Annotated in this window: 19 protein-coding genes and 1 tRNA gene; 15 read left to right on the top strand and 5 right to left on the bottom strand. The window is 65.0% G+C overall.

What is annotated here, in order from left to right:
- Positions 1 to 13: 13 nt before the first annotated feature.
- A complete protein-coding gene (locus DZG09_RS16350) occupies positions 14 to 2,044 on the bottom strand; it encodes a DUF262 domain-containing protein (RefSeq protein WP_119698830.1) in 2,031 nt (676 codons plus the stop codon).
- Between the two features lie 85 nt (positions 2,045 to 2,129).
- Here DZG09_RS16350 and DZG09_RS16345 point away from each other — a divergent pair, with 85 nt between their 5' ends.
- Entirely contained in the window at positions 2,130 to 2,903 is a 774-nt protein-coding gene (locus tag DZG09_RS16345) for a hypothetical protein (RefSeq protein ID WP_119698845.1), read from the top strand.
- Between the two features lie 172 nt (positions 2,904 to 3,075).
- On the opposite strand, the gene DZG09_RS16340 is transcribed toward DZG09_RS16345, so the two are convergent.
- Positions 3,076 to 3,714, bottom strand: a complete 639-nt coding sequence (locus tag DZG09_RS16340) for an MBL fold metallo-hydrolase (protein ID WP_119698829.1) — start codon at positions 3,712 to 3,714, stop codon at positions 3,076 to 3,078.
- Positions 3,715 to 3,872: 158 nt separating this feature from the next.
- Between DZG09_RS16340 and DZG09_RS16335 the strand changes: the two genes are divergently transcribed.
- Positions 3,873 to 3,948, top strand: a tRNA-Glu gene (locus tag DZG09_RS16335).
- Positions 3,949 to 4,062: 114 nt separating this feature from the next.
- On the opposite strand, the gene DZG09_RS16330 is transcribed toward DZG09_RS16335, so the two are convergent.
- The gene (locus DZG09_RS16330; protein ID WP_162893372.1) at positions 4,063 to 5,682 is read right to left on the bottom strand and encodes a tyrosine-type recombinase/integrase; all 1,620 of its coding nucleotides are present in this window, start codon (positions 5,680 to 5,682) and stop codon (positions 4,063 to 4,065) included.
- 148 nt (positions 5,683 to 5,830) lie between these two features.
- Here DZG09_RS16330 and DZG09_RS16325 point away from each other — a divergent pair, with 148 nt between their 5' ends.
- Both DZG09_RS16325 and DZG09_RS16320 read left to right on the top strand, forming a co-directional pair.
- Positions 5,831 to 6,295, top strand: a complete 465-nt coding sequence (locus tag DZG09_RS16325; protein WP_119698827.1) for a hypothetical protein — start codon at positions 5,831 to 5,833, stop codon at positions 6,293 to 6,295.
- Positions 6,296 to 6,324: 29 nt separating this feature from the next.
- Positions 6,325 to 6,732, top strand: coding sequence for a hypothetical protein (locus DZG09_RS16320; protein WP_119698826.1), 408 nt, complete (start codon positions 6,325 to 6,327; stop codon positions 6,730 to 6,732).
- 4 nt (positions 6,733 to 6,736) lie between these two features.
- On the opposite strand, the gene DZG09_RS16315 is transcribed toward DZG09_RS16320, so the two are convergent.
- Complete coding sequence (locus DZG09_RS16315) at positions 6,737 to 7,231, bottom strand: hypothetical protein (protein WP_119698825.1); 495 nt, start codon at positions 7,229 to 7,231, stop codon at positions 6,737 to 6,739.
- 211 nt (positions 7,232 to 7,442) lie between these two features.
- Here DZG09_RS16315 and DZG09_RS16310 point away from each other — a divergent pair, with 211 nt between their 5' ends.
- Together DZG09_RS16310 and DZG09_RS16305 are read left to right on the top strand one after the other, a co-directional pair.
- A complete protein-coding gene (locus tag DZG09_RS16310; protein WP_162893371.1) occupies positions 7,443 to 9,698 on the top strand; it encodes an AAA family ATPase in 2,256 nt (751 codons plus the stop codon).
- Between the two features lie 343 nt (positions 9,699 to 10,041).
- On the top strand, positions 10,042 to 10,839 hold the full coding sequence (locus DZG09_RS16305) for a hypothetical protein (RefSeq protein ID WP_205529217.1): 798 nt from the start codon (positions 10,042 to 10,044) through the stop codon (positions 10,837 to 10,839).
- A 1-nt stretch (position 10,840) separates the two neighbouring features.
- Here DZG09_RS16305 and DZG09_RS16300 read toward each other — a convergent pair whose 3' ends face one another.
- Entirely contained in the window at positions 10,841 to 11,410 is a 570-nt protein-coding gene (locus DZG09_RS16300) for a recombinase family protein (protein WP_162893370.1), read from the bottom strand.
- A 157-nt stretch (positions 11,411 to 11,567) separates the two neighbouring features.
- Here DZG09_RS16300 and DZG09_RS16295 point away from each other — a divergent pair, with 157 nt between their 5' ends.
- From DZG09_RS16295 to DZG09_RS16250, 9 genes are all read left to right on the top strand, one after another.
- The gene (locus DZG09_RS16295; protein WP_119698821.1) at positions 11,568 to 12,254 is read left to right on the top strand and encodes a hypothetical protein; all 687 of its coding nucleotides are present in this window, start codon (positions 11,568 to 11,570) and stop codon (positions 12,252 to 12,254) included.
- An 807-nt stretch (positions 12,255 to 13,061) separates the two neighbouring features.
- Positions 13,062 to 13,904 (top strand): alpha/beta fold hydrolase, encoded by an 843-nt coding sequence (locus DZG09_RS16285; protein WP_119698844.1) that lies wholly within the window; start codon positions 13,062 to 13,064, stop codon positions 13,902 to 13,904.
- Between the two features lie 440 nt (positions 13,905 to 14,344).
- Positions 14,345 to 15,349, top strand: a complete 1,005-nt coding sequence (locus DZG09_RS16280) for a TerC/Alx family metal homeostasis membrane protein (protein WP_119698819.1) — start codon at positions 14,345 to 14,347, stop codon at positions 15,347 to 15,349.
- Between the two features lie 256 nt (positions 15,350 to 15,605).
- Positions 15,606 to 17,081 carry a 3-isopropylmalate dehydratase large subunit gene (leuC, locus tag DZG09_RS16275; RefSeq protein ID WP_119698818.1) on the top strand — a complete coding sequence of 492 codons (1,476 nt, stop codon included), beginning with the start codon at positions 15,606 to 15,608 and terminating at the stop codon, positions 17,079 to 17,081.
- A gap of 4 nt (positions 17,082 to 17,085) precedes the next feature.
- Entirely contained in the window at positions 17,086 to 17,682 is a 597-nt protein-coding gene (gene leuD, locus DZG09_RS16270) for a 3-isopropylmalate dehydratase small subunit (protein ID WP_119698817.1), read from the top strand.
- An 86-nt stretch (positions 17,683 to 17,768) separates the two neighbouring features.
- Positions 17,769 to 19,130, top strand: coding sequence for a UDP-N-acetylglucosamine 1-carboxyvinyltransferase (gene murA, locus DZG09_RS16265; RefSeq protein WP_119698816.1), 1,362 nt, complete (start codon positions 17,769 to 17,771; stop codon positions 19,128 to 19,130).
- Positions 19,131 to 19,133: 3 nt separating this feature from the next.
- Positions 19,134 to 19,895: a lysophospholipid acyltransferase family protein gene (locus DZG09_RS16260; RefSeq protein ID WP_119698815.1), complete on the top strand. Its 762-nt coding sequence runs from the start codon at positions 19,134 to 19,136 to the stop codon at positions 19,893 to 19,895.
- Entirely contained in the window at positions 19,850 to 21,001 is a 1,152-nt protein-coding gene (locus tag DZG09_RS16255; RefSeq protein ID WP_119698814.1) for an NAD(P)H-dependent glycerol-3-phosphate dehydrogenase, read from the top strand. The genes DZG09_RS16260 and DZG09_RS16255 overlap by 46 nt, the downstream gene beginning before the upstream one ends.
- Complete coding sequence (locus tag DZG09_RS16250; RefSeq protein ID WP_119698813.1) at positions 20,907 to 21,998, top strand: D-alanine--D-alanine ligase family protein; 1,092 nt, start codon at positions 20,907 to 20,909, stop codon at positions 21,996 to 21,998. The genes DZG09_RS16255 and DZG09_RS16250 overlap by 95 nt, the downstream gene beginning before the upstream one ends.
- Positions 21,999 to 22,105: the final 107 nt, after the last annotated feature.

Genomic DNA, 22,105 nt, shown 5'->3' with positions numbered 1-22,105 from the left:
GAGCCGGACACGCTCACATCGCGTCGCCGATGTAGCTGTACTTGACGAAGACCTCGCTGGCGATCCCCGCGTCGTCGAGCAGCTCTTGCACGGCGGTGAGCATGTACCTCGAGTCCCACCCCATGTAGAGGAAGTTCTCGTCGTCCAGCTCGTCCCAGTGTCCGTTCCACGCCTTCGCGGGGTAGATCGGGCCGCCACGGCGGCTGCTGTAGTCGACGACGTACTCGCGGGCGTCGGCCCAGAGCCGCTTGAAGATGCGGTTGAAGAGGTACCTGACGTCGTAGACCTCCCAGTGCTCTCCGCGGTACTCGACGTACTCGAACTCCCGCTGCCACCCGCGAGGCCACCCGCGGCGCAGTTTCGCGTCGAGAACCGGAGTGAGGCCGTCATCGTCGATGAGCACTACGGCCGGGCGCTTCCACACCCGGATGAACTCCGCCACGAGCCGCTCGGTGCGTTCGGCGATGCGCGCGGTGGTCCACTCGTCGGCAGCCGTCAGATCGCCGGAGATCCGGATGCCGCTGCGCGCATACACGGCGTCGCGCTTGTCGGTGAACGTGACCGCGGCGAAGGCGCCCTCGGCGAGCTCGTTCTCGATGAGGGTGAGGTTCCCCAGCGTCGGAGCCAGGGCGCGGAAGCTGTTCTGCTCGTCCTCGGTGAGCTCGGTCCACGCTCGTGCTCCGCCGCTCCACTCGTCGCTCGGGGCGAGCGGGAAGACATGGTCGACGCCGACCGCCTGCAGATCGCCGACGCCGGCGATGCGCCCCAGTACGTACTCCGGGTGCGGAAGCTCTCCGTACTTGAGCGACACGCGCACACGCTCGTCCGACGGCGTGATTCTGGCGATCGCCCGCACCAGCGCGTCGCTGCCCTCCTCCCGCGCCCGGCACATCCGGGCCACCAGGCGATCGGTCGGAAGCCCGATGATCCTGCGGCGCAGGAGCAGCGACTGCACGTGCTCGAGCACCTCGATCAGCTCTTCGCGACCGACGTCGCCGGCGCGATAGCCGCGGTACGCCCGCATCACGAGAGGGTGCATTCCCTTGCCGAACACACCGACGTACTCGAGCTGGCGCGCCAACTCGGCATCCGGCTCCCGCCACGGCTCGAGAAGGGTGCGATACACGTCGGCGAACTCGCGCCAATCGGCCGCGTGCTCCCGCAGCCGCGGCAGCTCGAGACGCGGGAAGGAGCGCTGGAACGCGTCGTAGACGCTGCGCTCACCCTCGATGAGCACTTCGCGACCCGTGAGCATGATCAGGTAGTGACGCCAGAACGTGCCGATCTGCTCGCCTGTCGCCTCCTCGATCGGAAGCCAGTACTGCTCCTCGATCTCGATCTGCTCGGAATGGGTCAGCCCCATCAGCACGTAGTTGTGGATCAGCTCGTGGTCGCGCAGGGGCGCGCCGGTGGAGTTGAGACTCTCGAAGGTCTGCTGCGCGTTCGCGTTGGCACCGAGCGTGATGGCGACGTGCTCGAGCTTCTGCAGGCCGCGCCAGATGCGCGGCGCCTCATCCGCCTGCACCTGGCTGCGGAAGAATGCGTAGTTGTCGTCGAATCGCGACTCGCGCATCGCGTCCTCCGGAGCGCGCCTGTCGAGCACGACGCTCTCGAACACGTCCGCCCACTCGCGATGCGGGCGCAGCTTGGTACGGCTGGAATCATCCGAGCGCACGAGCACGCGCTCGAGCTCGGCGGCGAGTGCCTGGTCGCTGTCGCGTACGGTGTGGTGCAGCGCCGCGATGAGCAGCATCAGCGTCGTCGTGCGCTGCTGGCCGTCGATGAGAACGAGGGCCGCCTCATCCGGATTCGAATTGACGGAGGAGAGGATCGATCCGATGAAGTGCGTGTGCCGGTCATCGTGCTCCGATACGGCACGGATATCGCCCAGCAGCTGCTCGCAGCCGCCGATGTCCCAGCGGTACTGGCGCTGGTAGACGGGGACGACGATGGTCGTCGCGGGATCGGAGAGCCAGGCGACCGTGTTCACGGCGGTGGCATCGACGTTCGTGGCGTTGATCGGTGAACCTGTCGCGTTGCTCATCGACATTCATTCTACGCGAGGTAGGCTTACCTAACCTGGGCCTGTAAAAACTTCGCTGGCCCCCTACGAAAGGCATGTGTTCGACATGGGTTACATCAAGTCCGAGATCCTCGAAGAGACCGGATTCGTCGTGCTCGACCCCTACGAGGGCGTCATCGATCCGAAGGAATGGCTCGATATCGAGTACGTCGACTGGAAGTCGTCGGGTGACACTCGCTTCGCCCCGATCGCGAGCGCCAAGGGCGAGATCGAGTGCAACGGCTTCTGGAACCACAAGCCGCCGCGCACTGACAAGGACGGGGTGTGGATCGACTCGCAGGTCGAGATCGCCCCGACGCTCACGGCCCGCGCCAAGGAGCCGGGCGCGAACGTCGGTCGCTGCCGCATCATCGAGCTGCAGCCGAACACGTACGCCGACTGCCTGTACAACCTGCACCAGGATGACAACAACCGGCTGAACCCCGACGGTACCGGGTGGGTCGTCCGTTCGTTCTTCCAGCTGACCGACGACAAGGACAGCTTCTTCGTCCTGCGCGACAACCGCACCGACCCGAGCGTCGAGTACCGTCTGCAGCTGCGCGCCGGCACCCAGCTGGTCATCGACACGCAGCGCCTCTGGCACGCGGCCACCCACGTTGGAGACGAGCCGCGCTACTGCCTGATCAACTCGTGGGAGTCCGGTCCCGAGCTCGACGCCTACCTCGCCAAGTACAACGCCACGACCGAGTACGAGCAGTTCTACGTTCCTCAGGACGAGCTCGACGCCGGCCAGGCTGAGCAGGAGCGCCGTCTCGCCGCCCGCGCCGCGTACTACGCGGCGAAGGGGCAGAAGGAGAAGGTGGCGATGAGCGAGGCGTAAGCCTCTCTTCGTCTGGAAGAGCCCTCTGGTCCTCAGGGATCGGAGGGCTCTTCTGTGTTGCGGGCGTGGGCATGCAGGCGGGCTGCGGGTATGTGCTCCTGACTCCCACGTCCGGAGTCGGGCGCGGACATGCTTGTGGAAGTCGGGCGCGGACATGCTTGTGGAATGAAGGTCAGAGCTCGAGGGCGTCGCCCGGGTCGAGGTCGTGGAAGGTACCGCCGTTCTGCTCGGTGGCCCAGCGCATGCGGGCCCGGTGCATGGCGAGGGCGCCGGGGACGAGCGGGGCGTCGTGGGTGCCGAAGGCGCGGCGCGGCTTCGCGTCGAGGATGAAGTCCATGGTGTCGCCGAGGCGCAGCCATGGGGCGGCCGTCGGAGCGGCGAGGAGGTCGATGTCGGCTCCGTCGGGGAGGGCGTAGGAGTCGCCGGGGTAGCAGAGGCGGTCGTTGACGAGCACACCGACGTTGTCGACGATCGGCAGGCTGGTGTGGATGATCTCGTGCGTGCCGCCGAAGAAGCTCAGCGTGAAAGCGCCGGCCGTGACGGTGTCGCCTGGACGGACGACCCGGATGGGATGACCGTCCATCGTTCGTGCGACGCCTTCCGGGGCGAAGATCGGGGCGGACGGTGCCGCCTGCGCGATGTGGGCGAGGTGCTCGTCGGTGACGTGGTCGGCGTGCTCGTGCGTGATGACCACGGCCACGACGCCGTCGAGGTCAGTCAGCGGCGCGGTGAAGCTGCCTGGGTCGATGATCAGGATGTCGTCGCCCTCGGCGACGCGGAGCGTTGCGTGCTCAAGCTTGGTGACCTGCATGGCAAGAGGCTAACCAATCACCGGGTTCTCTGCGCAGACTGTGCCCTGGTGGCACGCGCGGCGACACGCTGAGCCGTCCTCGATTTGGAGCGAGGCAAAAAGCCGTGCCATAATTTCCTAGTTGTCAGCCGCGAGGAAGGCAACGGGAAGTACTGTTCGGCCCCATCGTATAGCGGCCTAGTACGCCGCCCTCTCACGGCGGTAACGCGGGTTCGAATCCCGCTGGGGTCACCAACACGAGAACGCCCCCGAGTCCCCTGAAAATACAGGGATCGGGGGCTTCTTCGTTGTCAGGACGCGGAAGCGCCGGTCAGGGCTGAGAAGCCAAACAGACGCATTTCGGACGCATCACATCTGCCAGACCGGGTTGTCCTCTGGAATCGGACGCTTTTCGGACGCATCCTGAGAGAAGTCCGTGTCGGCGCTCATCGCCCAGACGATCTCGTCCATCCGACGCGCAACATCGTCGAGATCGGTCTCGAAGAGGTCACTGTAGACATCGAGAGTGACCGATGCCTTCTCATGCCCGAGAAGGCGCTGCACGACCTTCACGTGCGCTCCGGCGCTCACCGCGAGGCTGGCGCACGTATGACGCAACTCGTGCGGCTCCAGGTTGCCCAGCGGCCGGGGGATAGGTCGATCCTCCTTGACCGCAGCTTCCCGTGCTTCGGCATCCATGAGGGCGACGGCAGGAGTCAGCCACCCGGAGCGGAACGTCGCGTTCCGAAGCCAGGTGCGGGTGCGGGCACCAACGAAGAGCGGGCGCTGCGCGAGTGCCGCGAGACCCTGCTCGATGATCTCCTTCTGACGCGGGTCTTTCAGCGACAGCTTCTCCAGGCGAGCGATCTTCCCCGGAATGCTGTCACGTCGCCCCGTGAGAACGTCTGGTCGGGGGAGCCGCGCGAGCTTCCGCTCCGCACGGGCAATCGACTCGTCGAGAAGCTCGTACGGCAGACCAGCGGCGATGCGCTGCTCACGGTCAGCGTTGATGCCCGCAATGCGCTTGTCGAGGACTCGGCGCTTCTCGGTGACCTCGGCGATGTAGGCAGTCATCGTGTCGTACTTCACGCGGTGCGCCGCAATCTGTTCCGCGCGGTTCGTGATTCGCTCAAGCGCCGTCGTGAGGGTCGCGGTGTCTTCGACAAGCTCCAGTTCGCGCCGCTCGACGTGCTCCTTCAGCAGGGTAGAGAGGAACCCTGGCATCGGCACCTCGCGCTCCTCGTAGTCCTTCGGCAACTCTTCGACCTGCCGACCGGCGACGAGCACGATGGTGTGCGCAACGTGGATGCGCTGACGTGCGAAGTCGATGTCGTCGATTCGAAGACCGGACAACTCTGCCCAGCGCAGACCGCAGTAAGCGAGCAACGTCGTCAGCACCCCGTACCCGTGAGCTTCCCCGTCGTTGGTGCGGTTGACGGCGCTGTAGAGCGCTGTGACCTGCTCGTGCGAGAGGTAGCGCTTCTGGCGGCGCGCAGACTTCGGGAGTGTGAGGTCGGTCACGGGGTTCACGGCGATGCGCTTCGAGCGCACGGCGTGTTTCATGATGCCGCGCAGAACGGAAACGTACTTGCGGATGCTCTCTGCCTCGCCGGAGAGGGTGTTCACCCAAGTGTCCACGTCGGCTTGCGTCAGAGCCCCGACGCGATGGTCGCCGAGCGTGGGGATGATGTGCTTCTCAACGATGCCCTCGACCCGCGCGAGCGTGGAGAGCTTCCCGTTTCGTTGCGCGGTGGCGGCTCGGCGACGCACGAGCCACTCCTCGGCGACGACCGCGATGGTCTCGCGACCGCGAGCGGGGTCTACGAACGCCCCGTGCGCTCTGGACTGCTCCAGATCGCGCAGGAACGCCTTTGCAGAGGCTTCCGTGCGGAAGCCTGCCTTCGACCCTTCGCGTCCATCCGGCTTGTAGTAACGCGCTTTGTAGCGCACGCCTTTGGCTGATTCGTACTTCCTGATTCCTGTAACCACGAGTGCATCATGGTCGGGACGGAACGAAACGGAATCGAGCGGCATCTGAGCAGCGCCCGACCATGATGCAGAGCGTCCGAACCACACCTGGCGGACTGCTGCGTTGGTGAGTACCCGCAGCCGTCCGCCTCATCTCCTCTGGAGCCTCATGCGCGCGACCCTGTATGTCGAGCACTCTGTGCTTGCGTTCCCTGGCACCGCGACGGTCGAGTGGCGCTCGGAGATCGCGTCCGTGCTGGATCGCGCGCGAATCTGGTTCAACCTCGATGTCGTGTTTGCAGGTCGCGATCGACTCGACGCGACGCTGCACGCGGCAGTCCACGAACTCGACGCGGATCGAGCAATCTTCGGTGGCGCGAGGGCTGCGCTTACGAGCTTTGTCGGTGCAGTCGCGCTCGATCTGCGCGCACATCGTGTCTGTCAAGCCTGGCTGCTCAGTACGTCGCTCGGCGGTCGGATTCCTTCTGCAACACAGGACTCGATCGAGAAGATGCGACTCTGGGCGCGTGTCCGCGTTCTGCCGGTGCGAAGCGACGTGGTGACACCCGTGGTCGCTGACGATCTTGAAGAGGTCTTCGCGGGCTTCGCGAGATCCCGCGATGGTGACCAATGATCCGGCGGCGAGTAGCGGAGCGAGTCCTCGTGGAGTGCTCGACGTTCCTGAGTCCGCTCATCGACCCCTACGACGTACTGTCCGATGCGATCGCGCTTTACCAGGACGTTGCTGCCTGGCTACCCGAGGCGGAGGTCATCTGGGTGTACTCAGCGGAACACTCGCTCTCGACCTACGCAAGATGGATGCGCGCTCGGATGGAGCAGGAAGGACTGTGGGTCTCAACGCGCGGAGCGGTAGTCGGCGAGCATCAGCGCACCCGGATGGTGTGGCACGCGCGATCAGAGGGTCTGTCTCGTCCCGAAGGGCACTTCGAGTGCGACCTTCGAGCCGACCGTGTACGAGAGTTCATCGTCGAGACTGGCGGGATGTTCGACGGACAACTGGTCGCGGATGAGGTCGCTGCGTACAAGGCGCTCATGAGCTTCCCGTCCTAGCGAGTCAGTCAGCGGGAGCGACCTCGTCAAGTCGCGCATAGGCGGCGCGCATCTCGTCGGTCACGTCTACACCGAGACCCTTCACCCGACCGCCGGTCAGCGTCGTCGCGTTCGTCCACCCGCTCTTCGAGCCGTGACCCGTGACCTCGTCGCTCGTTAGTTCGCCTGCGTAGGCGATGTCGAGTGTCGCAGGGTCGAACGTCAAGAAGATCGCGCTGGTGAAGTCGAACGATCTGAATTGACTGAACTTGCCACCGTTGCCCGTCATGATCCGTGCCTTTACCTGGATGCGCGCGCCCGCGACTGTCGTCACGTCGTGCGACTTTGTCGAGTTCGGCTCCAGGGTGCCGCCGCGAGCGAGCCAGACGATCCGCTCCGCAACGTCGCCGAGCGGTGCGTTGCGGCTTCGGACGATGCCGCGTCGAAGCAGTTCTCCGAGAGCGTCCTCGATCCGCTCAAGAAGCTGCCTCGCGGTGAGTGCTGTGAGATCGTCGGACACGTTCGCAGACTAACCGACGGGGCGACCCAGCGTCGTCGGACCCACTCGATAGATTGAGCTACGAGGCTTCCCCTGGACGAATTGAGCGCACCTGTGTCGAACGACGACGTACACGTAAGTAGCATCCACGATGTTCTTGAGCCGAACGGAAAGGTCGTGTTCGACGCGGCGGTCGTGATCGGTATTGGTTTGCTGTCTCAGGAGGTCCTCGGTGCTTGAGCAGCTGACGATCACTGGGGGTGCGTGCTTCGGAGTCACGCCGCTCGTCCTCAAGCCGCTCCAGCGAGTCAACTTCTTTTTCGGTCCTAACGGCTCTGGGAAGACCACGATCAGTCGCGCGCTCGACGGTTCCCACGAAGCGACTGCGGGCTTCGTCTGGCATGACTCTGCACCTCTGGCGATCAAGGTCTACAACCGTGACTTTGTGAGCAGGGTGCTCCGCGAGTCGAGCCGCATTCCGGGTGTCTTCGTGATTGGCGACAAGAGCGCCGAAGCCGAGACTCGTCTCGGACAGATCGAGGGGGACACAGGCGAGCGGGCTCAGGCGGTTGATGCGCTCGGGCGGGCGACCAACAGCCTGGGGCAAGCTCAGACGGCTGACTCAGACGCCAAGGCTGCATTTCTACAGACGGCATGGGACGCCTACAAGGTATTCACCGATGCAAACCCTTCGCTCAAGCCTGCCTTTACGGGAACCGGTGGTGTTGGGAACTCTAGGCAGACACTTGTCGATCGGCTCCTGGCTCTCCCCGTCAGCGATGAGCCGGTTCCGGTGCTCGCTGATCTCACCTCGAACGCAGACGCGGTGTTCTCGGGCAATGTCACGACCGAGAACAAGCTCGCTGCGCTTCCGGCTTTCGCGCTGCAAGACCATTCGGGATTCACGCTTCTGGGCACGAGGGTGGTCGGGAGCGGAACCGTTACTCTGAGCGAGCTCGTCGAGCACCTGGGGAGTAGCGACTGGGTCGCCAGAGGGCGGTCGTTCCTTCACGAGAGCGACGGGGTCTGCCCGTTCTGCCAGCAGGTCGCGCCAGCGAACCTGGTTGCCGATCTCGCGACCATGTTCGACGACCACTACACAGCGCAACGAGCCGACATCGATGCGTTCAAGTCGGACTTCGACGCATGGCAGACGCTACTTGCAGCCGCCGCCGACGCGCCCTCGCTCGCATCCTCTGCGTTCATAGACAAGGCAGCGTTCCAGACGGCTCGCCGCAAGCTCGACAAGGTGATTGCGGCGAACGCAGCGTTGCTCGCGAAGAAGATCGCGACCCCATCCGAGGTGGTCGAGTTCGAGTCTGTCGATTCGGCGCTGAAGGCTGCTAACGACGTGATCGTGGCGGCGAACAACGCAATCGACGCTCACAACAAGCTTGTCGGAAATCGCCGGACGGAGCGCCCTCTGCTTGTTGGCAAGTGCTGGCGCTATCTCGCCGAGGTCTCACTCGCAGGCACTGTCGCGACATACGAGCAGAAGCAGAAGTCCCGCGACGACGGAATCAAGACTCTTGAGGACAAAGTCACGGAGGCGACTGGCAAGATCGCGGCTCTGGACGATGAGGTGCGTTTGCTCCAACGGTCGGTGGAGTCGACCCGCCCAGTGATCGAGCAGATCAACGGCATCTTGGAGCGGAGTGGATTCACGTCGTTCAAGATCGTAGAGTCCACATCGCTGCCGAACGGTTACATGCTGTCGCGTGGGGACGGAGAGGTGCAAGAGCAGTCGTTGAGCGAGGGCGAGCGGACGTTCATTGCGTTCCTCTATTACTTCCACTTGCTCGACGGACGTACCGAAGGAGTGGCTGACTCACCTCGGATTCTCGCGGTCATCGATGACCCGATCTCCAGTCTCGACAGCGATGTTCTGTTCGTCGTTGGCACGCTGGTGCGACTCCTGATCGGTCGCGCATCATCCGGTTCGGATCGAATCGAGCAGGTGCTCGTCCTGACTCACAACGTGTACTTCCACAAAGAGATTGCCCACCTACGACAGGGGGAGAGTAGCGCGGGTCGGACCTTCTTCCTCATCCGCAAACGTCCCTCAACTCCGAGCGCCGTGGAGTCGAGCAGGAAGAACCCTGTCGAGACTGAGTACGGGCGTCTCTGGGCGGAGGCGCGCCGCGCCGTCGATGGCGAGGCGATGAACATCATCGGGCTGGAAAACATTCTGCGCCGCATCCTTGAGAGCTACTTCCGCGTCATGGGTGGAGGCATTTGGGATGACGAAATCACACCGTTGCTCAACACAGATGAGCGGCATGTCTTTCAGGCGCTCTTCCGGTGGGTGAATGACGGATCGCACTCTGTAATCGAGGATGCACACTATTCACCGTCGCCCCTCAGCCAGGACTTGTACTTGCAGGTGTTCGAGCGCATTTTCGTCGTCACCAAGCACGAGGCGCACTACCGGATGATGCTCTACGGGAAGAGAAGCCTCGAAGAGCAGGACGAGCCAGCGGTCGACTGATTCCGGTACGAGCGATACGGGCAGTTGCAGCCCGAGCGGCGAGCGGGGGCACGACCTGGTTCTTCGCAGGCAGACCTTATTGGACCAGCGTCGCGAGCGCGATACGTCGCGGCTTGCTGTGATGGTGATCTCATGTTCCGATCCGCAGAGCCAGGAGGCGAGTCGCCCGTCGGCACTGACGGGAACGACGATACGGTGAAGTAATCGCCACTATCGGCGCTGATCGAACAGGCAGGTCTCCGTGTCTCCACTCTTCAAACGCAGACGAGAGCTTGCCGCGCTCGAAGAGCGTGAACGGCAGGGCGAAACCTTCTGGTCAGAGCACTTCTCGCGTGAGACACGCGTGCGTCTCCAGTTCGTGATGAACAGCGAGTTCGGTGGTGACTACCGCGCTGCTGAGGCTGGGCACAGACTGCTCTTGGTCGACCTTGGTCAACTCGCGCTCTACAAGGGTTCAGATACTCCAGCGCAACAGTTCTACCAGTACCTCTTTGACTGCGACGACGACGCGGTGCCGTCCGTCGTTGAGGCATTCGTTGCTGGGCATAAGCGCGTGTTCGAGCAAGAGGCATACCGGCAAGCGTTCGTGGGCGGGATGATGGTTCCGGGCGGCTCTCGCATCCCGTTCAACGCGCGTCTCGTCGATGCGATCAACGGCGTCCTCGTGGAGGACCGGATCGCGTTCGAGTTAATCGACGGCGAGATGGTTCCCTTCACATCGCGAGAGCTTCATGTCGAGGTCGTGGAGCCGGTTCTGCGTCTCCTAGCCACGCCCGGATGGGAGCGCGTCGAGAAGAGCTACCAGAGCGCGCTCTCCGAGATCGCGCGCGGCGATGGAGCGGACGCGATCACCGACGCGGGCACGGCGCTCCAGGAAGCGCTCGTCTACCTCGGCGCGGAGGGCAACCAACTCGGAGACCTGACGACCTCGGCAAAGAACAAGGGGATCATCGCCTCGCACGACGCCCCGCTGCTCCAGACGATCGACAAAGCGTGTCGGTGGGCGTCAGCCGACCGGAGCAACACGGGCGATGCGCACAACGCCGACGAGGCGAGCCGCGAGGACGCTTGGTTCACGGTTCATGTCGTAGGCGCGATTCTGTTGCGGCTGTCGAACGGCGGCTCGCGAGTCTCGGGTTGACCTACGGCGTCGAGTCGGGACTATCCACGACTTTCGCGATCGTCGTCTTCCCGGCTCCGAGTAGCCGCGCGATCTCGCGTAGAGACTTCCCGTCTTCTCGGAGCGATCTTGCGTGCGCCTTCTGCTCGTTGGTGAGCGCTTCTCGTCGCCCGAGCTTCGTTCCACGCGATCGTGCCGCTTCGAGACCGTCGCGGGTGCGTTCGCGCAGGATGGTGACCTCAAGCTCCGCCACGGCAGCCATGATGGTCAGGATCAGACGTGCGGTGGCTCCCTCCGTCGAGATGCCGTCGCTGAGCGACCGCAGAGCGACGCCCTTCGCGTCGAGACCTTCGACGATCTCCAGTGCCGACCGCGCGTTACGAGCGAGCCGGTCGAGCCGGTAGATCACGAGCACGTCGCCCTCACGGAGGTGCTTCCACAGATCGGCGAACTCGGGACGCGAGAGCGGTGCCTTGGTGCCGCTCACACCGTGGTCGACCCACACCTTCTCGCATCCGGCGCGGTTCAGGGCATCGGTCTGGAGGTCGAGGTTCTGCTCCGTGGTTGAGACTCGCGCGTATCCGATGAGCAAGGTGTCCTCCAAAGGTGTCCGGGCTTCTGCATTGACGGACGGGCTTTGCGGACAGCAACTCAGGCGGAATCTCGCGGGTCGCTCCAACGTCCGTCAACCGGTCGTTATCGGGACATCATGGTCGGGGGATGTCGGAGTGCCGCGTTAGCTTGAGTCCATGTGGATGAGCGTTCAAGAACTGCCCGCCGATCTCGTGCCTTCGTGGATCGAGGCAATCGCTACCCTCGTCGGGGTCATCGTCGCGCTGGTCGCGATTGTCTTCACGGCGGTGCAGATTCGACTGACCGCGCGGCAGATGCGCGAGACCTCGGCGCAGGAAGCGCAGAACAGCGAGGATCAGACGCGACCTTACGTCGGCATCGACATTGTGCCTGGCGTGGGTGGGATGGGATCGATGGACATCATCTTCGAGAACCACGGGCGCACAAGCGCGCGGAACATCACTGTGCGCCTCTCCGAGGATGAGTTCCGCGAGCAATCTGAGGGAGACATCATCGGACCTGCGCTTGCGCGTCTGTTCGCGGTGCCGTTCGATCTCGCACCTGGCGCGCGTAGGAGGGTGATGTGGCAGATTCCAGCCGACGAGAACGCCTCACCTCGTGGTCACATGGGGACGCCGGTCGCGGGCGGGATCAAGTTTTCATATGACTGGGTTCCTGGAGGTGATCGTCCGGTGCGTCACTACGACGATATGATCGACTACGACTTGACCGAGTACCCCAAGTTGATCCCCATGCCGAGCACGGGGGCGACCGCTCACGGATCGTCTCCCGAGGCGCAACAGAAGAATCTGCTGCATGTCCTTCGCGCGATCGCCGTTCATATCGGCGGGCTTCGTCTATAGGGCACCTTTTCGGGGCGGCGGCGAACAACCCGGTCGCGCAGTGTCAACGGTTTCTTCGCCGTTGTGATACGCGACTGAAGGCAACTCTCTCATTCGGGTGCTTTGCCGAACGACTGAACCCACTGGCGTGGCACCAGGATGCGGTCGCCGAGCTGCATCGACGGGATGCGACCCTCACTTTCAAGAGCCCGGTTCCTCGGAACCGGGCTCTTTTCGGATTAGCCGCAGAGAGGCTATCGGCGGGTCCGACGTCCACGTCGACGGCGGAGCCGACCAGATCTGGCACCGGAGCGGCAGAGCTTCTCGTCGCAGAGGATCAGGGAGACGAGTTCAGGCCGAGGTGATCGCGCATGGCCGCAGAAGCCTCGCCGACGTGGCTCAGCTGCTCGGAGGTGAACGCGTCGACGAACTCTTCTCTGATCGCCTGCAGGTGGGGGAGTGCACTGGCTCGGAACGCGCGAGCACCCTCCTCGCTCAGGAGCGCCCTAGACCCGCGCGCACAGCCGGTTCCGGCGACCCCGAGAGAACAGCCGAGCCTGAGCGCCTTGCAGCGGTCTTCGCCACCGTCGACGGCGCGGGCGATGTGGAGTCGGATCCGTGCTCACCCGGGTAGGGGTCGAATCGGCGGGGACGGCAGTCGACGAGATGAGATCTCGTTGGAGAACGACACGGGGCGCCCCGCGAACCGGTGTTCGATGCCGGTGCGATCACGAACCCGGTTGACCGTGTTCGAAACACACGGTCGACTGTCGCAAGGGCGAATATCGTCCGCCGGAAACGGAAGAGAAGATGGAAGGGAACAAGAACATGGGTTACATCACCGTCGGGAAAGAGAACAGCTCCCCGATCGAGCTCTACTACGAGGACCAGGGTTCAGGGCAGCCCGTCGTCCTGATCCACGGTTATCCGCTCAACGGCCACAGCTGGGAGCGTCAGACCCGTGAGCTGCTCGCGCAGGGCTATCGCGTCATCACCTATGACCGACGCGGATTCGGCGCCTCGTCGAAGGTCGGAACCGGATACGACTACGACACGTTCGCGGCCGATCTGAACACGGTGCTCGAGACCCTCGACCTGCGCGATGTCGTTCTCGTGGGCTTCTCGATGGGCACAGGCGAACTCGCCCGCTATGTCGCCAACCACGGACACGAGCGCGTGGCGAAGCTCGCCTTCCTCGCCTCACTCGAACCGTACCTCGTGCAGCGCGACGACAACCCAGAGGGGCTGCCGCAAGACGTGTTCGACGGCATCGCGGCGGCGGCCGAGGGCGACCGCTACGCGTGGTTCACCGAGTTCTACAAGAACTTCTACAACCTGGATGAGAACCTCGGCACACGCATCAGCCAGCAGGTCGTCGATGCGAACTGGAACCTCTCGGTCACGAGCGCTCCGGTCGCGGCCTACGCCGTGGTTCCGACCTGGATCGAGGATTTCCGGGGCGATGTCGAGGCTGTCAGCGCTGCGGGCAAGCCGACCCTCATCCTGCACGGCACGAAAGACAACATCCTGCCGATCGACGCGACCGCGCGCCGGTTCCACAGGTCCGTTCCCGAGGCCCGATACGTCGAGGTCGAGGGTGCCCCGCACGGTCTTCTCTGGACGCACGCGGACGAGGTGAACGCGGCGCTGAAGGACTTCCTCGCGGAGTGATGCGGATCCCGGTGGGGCGGTGTCATACTGCCCCACCGCGGCCGCGGAGAGGACGGATCATGCCGTGGAGCACTCGTGATCCGGCGGGACGCGCGGATCTCGCACGCGAAGAACATCGAGCCGTCGGATGCGCAGCATCACACCGCGGTCATCGCCCATCCGGAGCCATCCAGCCAGGACGAGTCTCCGCCGCCCTTTCTGGCCGTCAGCCCGCGTTCCGGTGCCCGGAATCGGCGTCTCCCTGCGGGTTCGGCGCCGATTGGCCGCACCTGAGCGGCGCGGCCTCGGTCACCGGGTAGAGTGGGGGAGCGAGAGGGAGTATCCCGCAAACGCGCGCTCGTCATCACGTGCCCGGTCAAGGGCTCCGGGTGCGCACCGCTTCGGCGGGGGAGAGACTTTCGGATCCTGGTCACCCCATCATCCGAAAGGCACAGCCCTTGTTGGACATCCCTGTCTGGTTCGAGATCACCTCTCTGGTCGTTCTCACTCTCATCCTTCTCGGCGATCTCGCTCTGATCCTGAAGCGTCCGCACATTCCCTCCACGAAGGAATCGGCGCTCTGGGTCACCTTCTACGTGTCGCTTGCTCTGCTGTTCGCCCTCGTCCTGCTATTCGTCGCCGGCGGTGAGGCATCGCGCGACTTCGTCATCGGCTGGGCGATGGAGTACAGCCTGTCGATCGACAATCTCTTCGTCTTCGTGCTGCTGATGACGCAGTTCTCGGTGCCACGGCGGTACCAGCAGGAGGTGCTGATGGTGGGCATCATCATCGCGCTGATCCTGCGTGCGATCTTCATCGTCGTCCTGGGCGCTGCGGCCAACGCACTCAGCCCGATCTTCTACCTGTTCGGCGTGTTCCTCATCTACACGGCCATCAGGCAGTCGCTGCCCGACTCGCACCAGGACGAGGCGAACACCGAGAACTTCATCCTGCGGGTGCTGCGCCGCTTCATGAACGTCAGCGACGAGTACGACGGATCGAAGCTGCGCACCGTGAAGGACGGCAAGAAGATCTGGACGCCGATGCTCATCGTGTTCGTCGCGATCGGCATGACCGACCTGATGTTCGCGATCGATTCCGTCCCGGCGATCCTGTCGATCACCACGAACACCTTCATCGTGTTCACGGCGAACCTGTTCGCTCTGATGGGGCTGCGCCAGCTGTTCTTCCTGATGGGCGACATGCTCGACAAGCTGCGCTACCTCCACTATGGGGTGGCCTTCATCCTGGGCTTTATCGGCGTCAAGCTCATCCTGCACGCGATGCACGAGAACGAGCTGCCGTTCATCAACGGAGGCGAGCACATCGAATGGGCTCCCGACATCAACAACTGGGTGTCCCTCGGCGTCATCCTCGCGTCGATGATCGTCTCCACAGTCCTGAGCCTGGTCGCCAACGCGCGCGACACCAAGAAGCGGGCGGCCGTCGAGAACGCTGATCGCTGATCGCTCGGGCCGGGCGGCGGCAACCGGATGAGTCCGCGGTCCGCCTGCGTGAATCTGCCAAGCAGGCGGGCCCTCGGCTCGGCGCCGACCTGGCACTCTGCGCACGCAGAGCGAGTGCGGGTGGCAGAGTGCTATCCTGGAGCGGTGCGAGCGATGCTTCTTCTTAGTCGCCGCGACGGGTCGACGTTCTAGGGCCATCTCGTCGCGGAGTCTTCTCACGCCCGCTCACCTGACGAGACTTTAGGACTTGCTAGCGATGACCGCTGATACATCGATTCCGTCGATTCCCGACAACCCGCGCACCCTCGCTGAGAAGGTGTGGGCCGACCACCTCGTGTCGAAGGGTGAGGGCGGGCAGCCTGACCTCATCTACATCGACCTGCACATCATGCACGAGGTCACCAGCCCGCAGGCGTTCGATGGCCTGCGCGCCGAGGGCCGCCCTGTGCGCCGCCCCGATCTGACGATCGCGACCGAGGACCACAACACGCCGACGATCGACATCGACAAGCCGATCGCCGACGTCACCAGCCGCACCCAGATCGACACGCTCCGCAGGAACGCGGAGGAGTTCGGCATCCGGCTGCACTCGCTGGGCGACGCGGAACAGGGCATTGTGCACGTCGTCGGCCCGCAGCTGGGGCTGACCGTGCCGGGAAGCACGGTTGTCTGCGGAGACAGCCACACGTCGACGCACGGTGCGTTCGGTTCGATGGCGTTCGGCATCGGCACCAGCGAGGTCGAGCACGTGCTGGCGACGCAGACGCTGCCGCTGAAGGCGTTCAAGACCATGGCGATCAGCGTCGAGGGCGAGCTGCGCCCCGGCGTCACGGCCAAGGACATCATCCTCGCCGTGATCGCGAAGATCGGTACGGGCGGCGGTCAGGGCTACGTGCTCGAGTTCCGCGGCAGCGCCATCCGGTCGCTGTCGATGGAAGGCCGCATGACGATCTGCAACATGTCGATCGAAGCGGGAGCCCGAGCCGGCATGGTCGCGCCGGATGAGACGACGTTTGCGTACGTGAAGGGTCGTGCGCACGCTCCGAAGGGCGAGGAGTGGGATCGCGCCGTCGAATACTGGAAGACGCTTCCGACCGACGAGGGCGCTGTCTTCGACGCCGAGGTGTTCATCGACGCGAACGACCTGGAGCCGTTCGTGACCTGGGGCACGAACCCCGGTCAGGGGGTGCCGCTGAGCGAGGCCGTTCCCGATCCGGAGTCGTTCGAAGACGAGTCCGCTCGCTCGGCAGCACGACGTGCGATCGAGTACATGGACCTGACTCCAGGCACACCGATGAAGGATGTCGCCGTCGACACGGTGTTCATGGGGTCGTGCACGAACAGCCGCATCGAAGATCTGCGCGCGTTCGCGTCGGTGATCGCGGGCCAGACGAAGGCTGAAGGGGTGCGCGTCATGGTCGTGCCCGGATCGGCGAAGGTGCGCCTGCAGGCTGAGGCCGAGGGGATCGACAAGATCGTCACCGACTTCGGCGGCGAGTGGCGCTTCGCCGGATGCTCGATGTGCCTGGGGATGAATCCGGACCAGCTGGCTCCGGGCGAGCGCAGCGCGTCGACCAGCAATCGCAACTTCGAGGGGCGTCAGGGCAAGGGCGGGCGCACGCACCTCGTCTCGCCTTTGGTCGCAGGCGCGACGGCCGTGCGCGGCACGCTGTCGAGTCCGTCCGATCTCGAACCGGAGAACGAACCCGCGCTGAGCGGAGCGGAGGCCTAGAGCCATGGAAGCATTCACCACCCACACCGGCATAGCCGCGCCGCTGAAGCGATCGAACGTCGACACCGACCAGATCATCCCCGCGGTGTTCCTCAAGCGCGTCACGAAGACGGGCTTCGACGACGCGCTGTTCTACAGCTGGCGTCAGGACGAGGACTTCGTGCTGAACCAGCCCGCCTTCCAGGGCGCTTCGGTGCTCGTCGCAGGCAACGACTTCGGCACGGGCTCGAGCCGGGAGCACGCCGTATGGGCGCTGCGTGATTTCGGCTTCAAAGTCGTACTTTCGCCGAAGTTCGCCGACATCTTCCGCGGGAACTCCGGCAAGCAGGGGCTCGTCGCCGGAGTGATCTCCGAGGAGACCAAAGAAGAGCTCTGGCGCAGGATCGACGCGAACCCCGGTGCCCGGGTCACAGTGAGCCTCGAGGACCGCACCGTGACACTCGGTGACTTCACGGCCGGCTTCGAGATCGACGATTACACTAGGTGGAGGCTCCTCGAAGGGCTCGACGACATCGGCCTCACGTTGCGTGAGGCGGACGACATCGAGCGGTTCGAGGCCCGCCGCGAATCGTGGCGGCCACGGACCTTGCCGGTCCAGTGAGCCGGGGAGCGCAATCGCTCCGACTGTTGGGGGCAGCCGGCTCCTATCGGCGGTTCACCGCCGTCGTGACGAAGTGAGGCCAATAAATGACGCTTCTGGGTACCACGGGCACAACCCTCCAGAACCCATCCGTTGACACCATCGAAATCCGCGGCGGGCGACCCCTGCGCGGTCAGGTCGATGTCCGCGGGGCGAAGAACCTGGCGACGAAGGCCATGGTCGCCTCGCTCCTCGGAAGCACGCCCAGCACGCTTCGCGACGTTCCTTCGATCCGCGACGTCGAGGTCGTGCGCTCGCTTCTCGAGGTGCACGGCGTCAGCGTCACCGACGGCGAGGAGGAAGCCTCTCTCGTGCTCGACCCCGCAGGTGCCGAGTCGGCCGGGTTCGAGGAGATCGACGCGCACTCGGGTTCGAGCCGCATTCCGATCCTGTTCTGCGGTCCGCTGCTGCACCTGCTCGGACAGGCGTTCATCCCGGATCTCGGCGGATGCCGGATCGGCGACCGCCCGATCGACTTCCACCTGGATGCGCTGCGCAACTTCGGCGCGGTCGTCGACAAGCAGCCCAACGGCATCCGGCTGTCTGCACCGGACGGCCTGCACGGCGCCAGCATCGAGCTGCCGTACCCGAGCGTCGGGGCAACGGAGCAGGTGCTGCTCACGGCCGTGAGGGCGAAGGGCGTGACGGAGCTGCGCGGTGCAGCGATCGAGCCCGAGATCATGGACCTCATCGGCGTGCTGCAGAAGATGGGCGCCATCATCTCGTACGAGCCGAACCGCGTCATCTTCATCGAGGGCGTCGAGGAGCTCACCGGCTACGACCACCGCAGCCTCTTCGACCGTAACGAGGCCGTGTCGTGGGCCTGTGCCGCGCTCGTCACCGATGGCGAGATCTTCGTCAAGGGCGCCCGTCAGTACGAGCTGCTGACGTTCCTCAACGTCTTCCGCAAGGTCGGCGGGGACTTCGACATCACCGACGACGGCATCACCTTCCGACGGGGGGAGAACCCGCTCAAGGCCGTGATGGTCGAGACCGACGTGCACCCCGGCTTCATGACCGACTGGCAGCAGCCGCTCATCGTCGCGCTGACCCAGGCCGAGGGCACGTCCGTCGTGCACGAGACCGTGTACGAGAACCGCTTCGGCTTCACCGATGCGCTCGTGCGCATGGGCGCAGACATCGTCGTGCACAAGGACGGAATCGACGCCGCCGAGCGCCGCGTCGCGCGCCGTCCGCTCGAGCAGGCGGCCGTGATCAGCGGCCCGACGCCGCTGAAGGGCATCGACATGGTCGTTCCCGACCTGCGCGGAGGCTACAGCCACGTCATCGCGGCGCTGGCAGCGCAGGGCACGTCGCGTGTGACGGGCATCAAGCTGATCAGCCGCGGCTACGAGAAGTTCCTCGACAAGCTGACCGCGCTGGGCGCCGACTTCGACGTCGTGGGCTGAAGCATGGCCCGCGCCCTCCGCGCATCCCGCGAGAAATCGCGCCCGAGCATCTTCTGGCTGCTCGCTGCGCTCGTCGTCCCGGTGGTCGGCTGGATGGCGAAGATAGAGATCCGGGGCGGAGAGAAGCTGCCACGAGAGGGCGCGTACGTGCTGGCCCCCAACCATCACAGCGAGATCGACCCGCTCACGGTCGCCGTCGCGACGTGGCGGCTGGGGCGCGCACCGCGTTTTCTGGCGAAGGAGAGCCTGTTCCGGATTCCCGTGCTCGGCGCGGCCATGCGAGCGACGAAGATGATTCCCGTCGCCAGAGGCGGTCGCGGTGCCGAGGCGCTGAAGCAGGCGGAGATACTGGTCAAGAACGCCACGGGCGTCATCGTCTATCCCGAAGGAACGCTCACGCGCGACCCCGACCTGTGGCCGATGCGCGGCAAGTCCGGCGCGGTCCGGATCGCCATGGCGGGTGGGCTCCCCGTCGTTCCGGTCGCGCACTGGGGGGAGCAGCAGTTCATGCCGCGCTACGGTCGGCTGCGCCTCTTTCCGCCGCGTCGCCGCGTCACGGTCCTCGTCGGTGATCCGATCGACCTGTCCGACCTGCAGCCAAGCGGCGAGCGCGACCCGAAAGCGGAGCGCGCCGCCATCGAAGAGGCGACCCGTCGTGTCATGGACGCCATCACGCAGCTGCTGGCGGAGCTGAGGCACGAGACGCCGCCCGAGGAGCGATGGGACCCGACGAAGCACGGGCAGGACGAAACGGGGCGGATGTGACCACTCGCGTTGCCGTGCTGGGCGCAGGCAGCTGGGGGACCACGTTCGGCAAGGTCCTCGCAGACGGCGGTGCCCAGGTCACGATGTGGGCGCGCCGACCTGAGCTCGCGCATGAGATCGACGAGGCCAAGCGCAACTCCCAGTACCTCTCCGGTGTCAATCTGCCGCGCAGCATCCGGGCGACGAGCGATCTCGCTCGGGCCGTCGCCGATGCCGACGAGATCTACGTATCCGTGCCGAGCAAGACGGCGCGCGAGGCGCTGAAGCAGCTGCGTCCGATCATCCGGAGTTCCGACGCCCCTGTCGTCAGCCTGATGAAGGGCGTCGAGAAACGCACCGGGCTGCGCATGAGCCAGGTGATCGAGGAGACGCTGGGCTGCGACCCCGCCAGGATCGCCGTCGCGAGCGGGCCGAACCTCGCGCTCGAGATCGCGCGCGAACAGCCGACTGCCGCCGTGATCTCGTCCGTGAGCGAGGAGACGGCCACCCGCATCGCCAGCACGGCATCGAACCGCTACTTCGGCACCTTCGTGAACACCGACGTGATCGGCACCGAGTTCGGCGGCGTGCTGAAGAATCTGGTCGCGCTGGCGATCGGCATCGTCGACGGAGTCGGCTACGGCGAGAACACCAAGGCCTCGATCATCACGCGGGGCCTCGTCGAGATGACCGACTTCGCCGTCGCATACGGCGCGCAGCCCGGTACTCTGCAGGGCCTGGCGGGTCTCGGCGACCTCATCGCGACGTGTCAGTCGCCGCTGAGTCGCAACAACACGGCGGGGCGTCTTCTCGGACAGGGATACACACTGCAGGATGTCGTGGCGCACATGGAACAGACGGCGGAGGGGCTGGGATCGGTGGGACCGGTTCTGAAGCTCGCGAAGGCGAAGGGCGTTGACATGCCCATCGCGCGTCAGGTGAAGATGGTGCTCGACGGCAACATGGAACCGGCGCATATCGCTCCGCACCTTACGAACGACGACGACGCCCCTCAGGGCGAAGGGACTCAAGATGGCCAGCACGACCGTGGCGGTGCTCTTCGGAGGGCGTTCCAGCGAGCACTCGATCTCTTCCGCAACGGCGGGGGGAGTTCTCGGCGCCATTGACCGTGAGAAGTTCAACGTGATCCCCGTGGGGATCACGCGCGACGGAGTCTTCGTGCTCGAGCAGGACGATCCGGCGCGTTTCGCGCTCGATGCGGACAAGCTCCCCGAGGTCGTCGACAACGGCACCCGCGTGCTCTGGCCTCTGCCGGGATCGGGGCGCGAGCTGCGCGCACTGCTCGAGGACGGCACCGTGACGTCGTTGGGCACCGTCGACGTCGTGCTGCCGATCCTGCACGGAGTGCACGGTGAGGACGGCACGATCCAGGGCTTCTTCGACACTCTGGAGATCCCGTACGCGGGCGGCGGTGTGATCGATTCCGCGATCGGCATGGACAAGGACGTCACCAAGGTCGTGCTGCAGGCTGCGGGAATTCCCGTCACGCCGTGGCTGACCGTGCGCAGGCACCGGTGGCATAACGACGAGGCGACGGTGCGCGCCGAGGCCGACGCGCTCGGCTATCCGCTGTTCGTCAAGCCGGCCCGCGCCGGCTCGAGCGTCGGCGTCTCGAAGGCACACGGTCCGAATGAGCTGGCGGAGGCGATGCGTGTGGCGCTCGCGGAGGACGACAAGGTGCTCATCGAGACCGCGATCGTCGGCCGCGAGATCGAGGTCGCCGTGCTCGAAGGGCGAGACGGGGCTGAGCCGCGTGTGTCGCTGCCGGGCGAGATCGTGCTCACCACGCGCGAGTTCTACGACTTCGAAGGCAAGTATCTCGGCGGCGACGGCGCGGACGTCGTGTGTCCCGCGGCGCTGACCGAGGAGCAGACTGCGAAGATCCGTGCGTTCGGAGCGCGGGTGTTCGAGGCGCTGGAGTGCCGCGGCCTCGCGCGCGTCGACGTGTTCCTCACCGACGCAGGCGACGTCATCGTGAACGAGCCGAACACGATGCCGGGCTTCACGCCGATCTCGATGTACCCCAAGTGCTGGATTGCATCGGGCGTGAGCTATGCCCAGCTCATCACCGAACTCATCGAGCTGGGCCTCGCCCGCGCCTGAGCACGCCTCTCGCGGCGTTGTCGTCGGTCAGGGCACATTCGGTGCCCTTTCCTCCTCCGCCTTGCGATAGGCGCACTCAGGCACGGGCGACCGGGTGGGCACGCCTC

This window comes from Microbacterium halotolerans (assembly GCF_003569805.1).
GTDB classification, from domain to species: Bacteria; Actinomycetota; Actinomycetes; order Actinomycetales; family Microbacteriaceae; genus Microbacterium; species Microbacterium halotolerans.
This window is presented reverse-complemented; position numbering and strand designations above follow the sequence as displayed.

What these genes read in the sequence shown, in the direction of transcription:
- DZG09_RS16350 (WP_119698830.1), bottom strand. Translation starts at nt 2,044, where the DNA reads ATGAGCAACGCGACAGGTTCACCGATCAACGCCACGAACGTCGATGCC.
- DZG09_RS16345 (WP_119698845.1), top strand. Translation starts at nt 2,130, where the DNA reads ATGGGTTACATCAAGTCCGAGATCCTCGAAGAGACCGGATTCGTCGTG.
- DZG09_RS16340 (WP_119698829.1), bottom strand. Translation starts at nt 3,714, where the DNA reads ATGCAGGTCACCAAGCTTGAGCACGCAACGCTCCGCGTCGCCGAGGGC.
- DZG09_RS16325 (WP_119698827.1), top strand. Translation starts at nt 5,831, where the DNA reads ATGCGCGCGACCCTGTATGTCGAGCACTCTGTGCTTGCGTTCCCTGGC.
- DZG09_RS16295 (WP_119698821.1), top strand. Translation starts at nt 11,568, where the DNA reads ATGTGGATGAGCGTTCAAGAACTGCCCGCCGATCTCGTGCCTTCGTGG.
- DZG09_RS16285 (WP_119698844.1), top strand. Translation starts at nt 13,062, where the DNA reads ATGGGTTACATCACCGTCGGGAAAGAGAACAGCTCCCCGATCGAGCTC.
- leuC (WP_119698818.1), top strand. Translation starts at nt 15,606, where the DNA reads ATGACCGCTGATACATCGATTCCGTCGATTCCCGACAACCCGCGCACC.
- leuD (WP_119698817.1), top strand. Translation starts at nt 17,086, where the DNA reads ATGGAAGCATTCACCACCCACACCGGCATAGCCGCGCCGCTGAAGCGA.
- murA (WP_119698816.1), top strand. Translation starts at nt 17,769, where the DNA reads ATGACGCTTCTGGGTACCACGGGCACAACCCTCCAGAACCCATCCGTT.
- DZG09_RS16260 (WP_119698815.1), top strand. Translation starts at nt 19,134, where the DNA reads ATGGCCCGCGCCCTCCGCGCATCCCGCGAGAAATCGCGCCCGAGCATC.
- DZG09_RS16255 (WP_119698814.1), top strand. Translation starts at nt 19,850, where the DNA reads ATGGGACCCGACGAAGCACGGGCAGGACGAAACGGGGCGGATGTGACC.
- DZG09_RS16250 (WP_119698813.1), top strand. Translation starts at nt 20,907, where the DNA reads ATGGCCAGCACGACCGTGGCGGTGCTCTTCGGAGGGCGTTCCAGCGAG.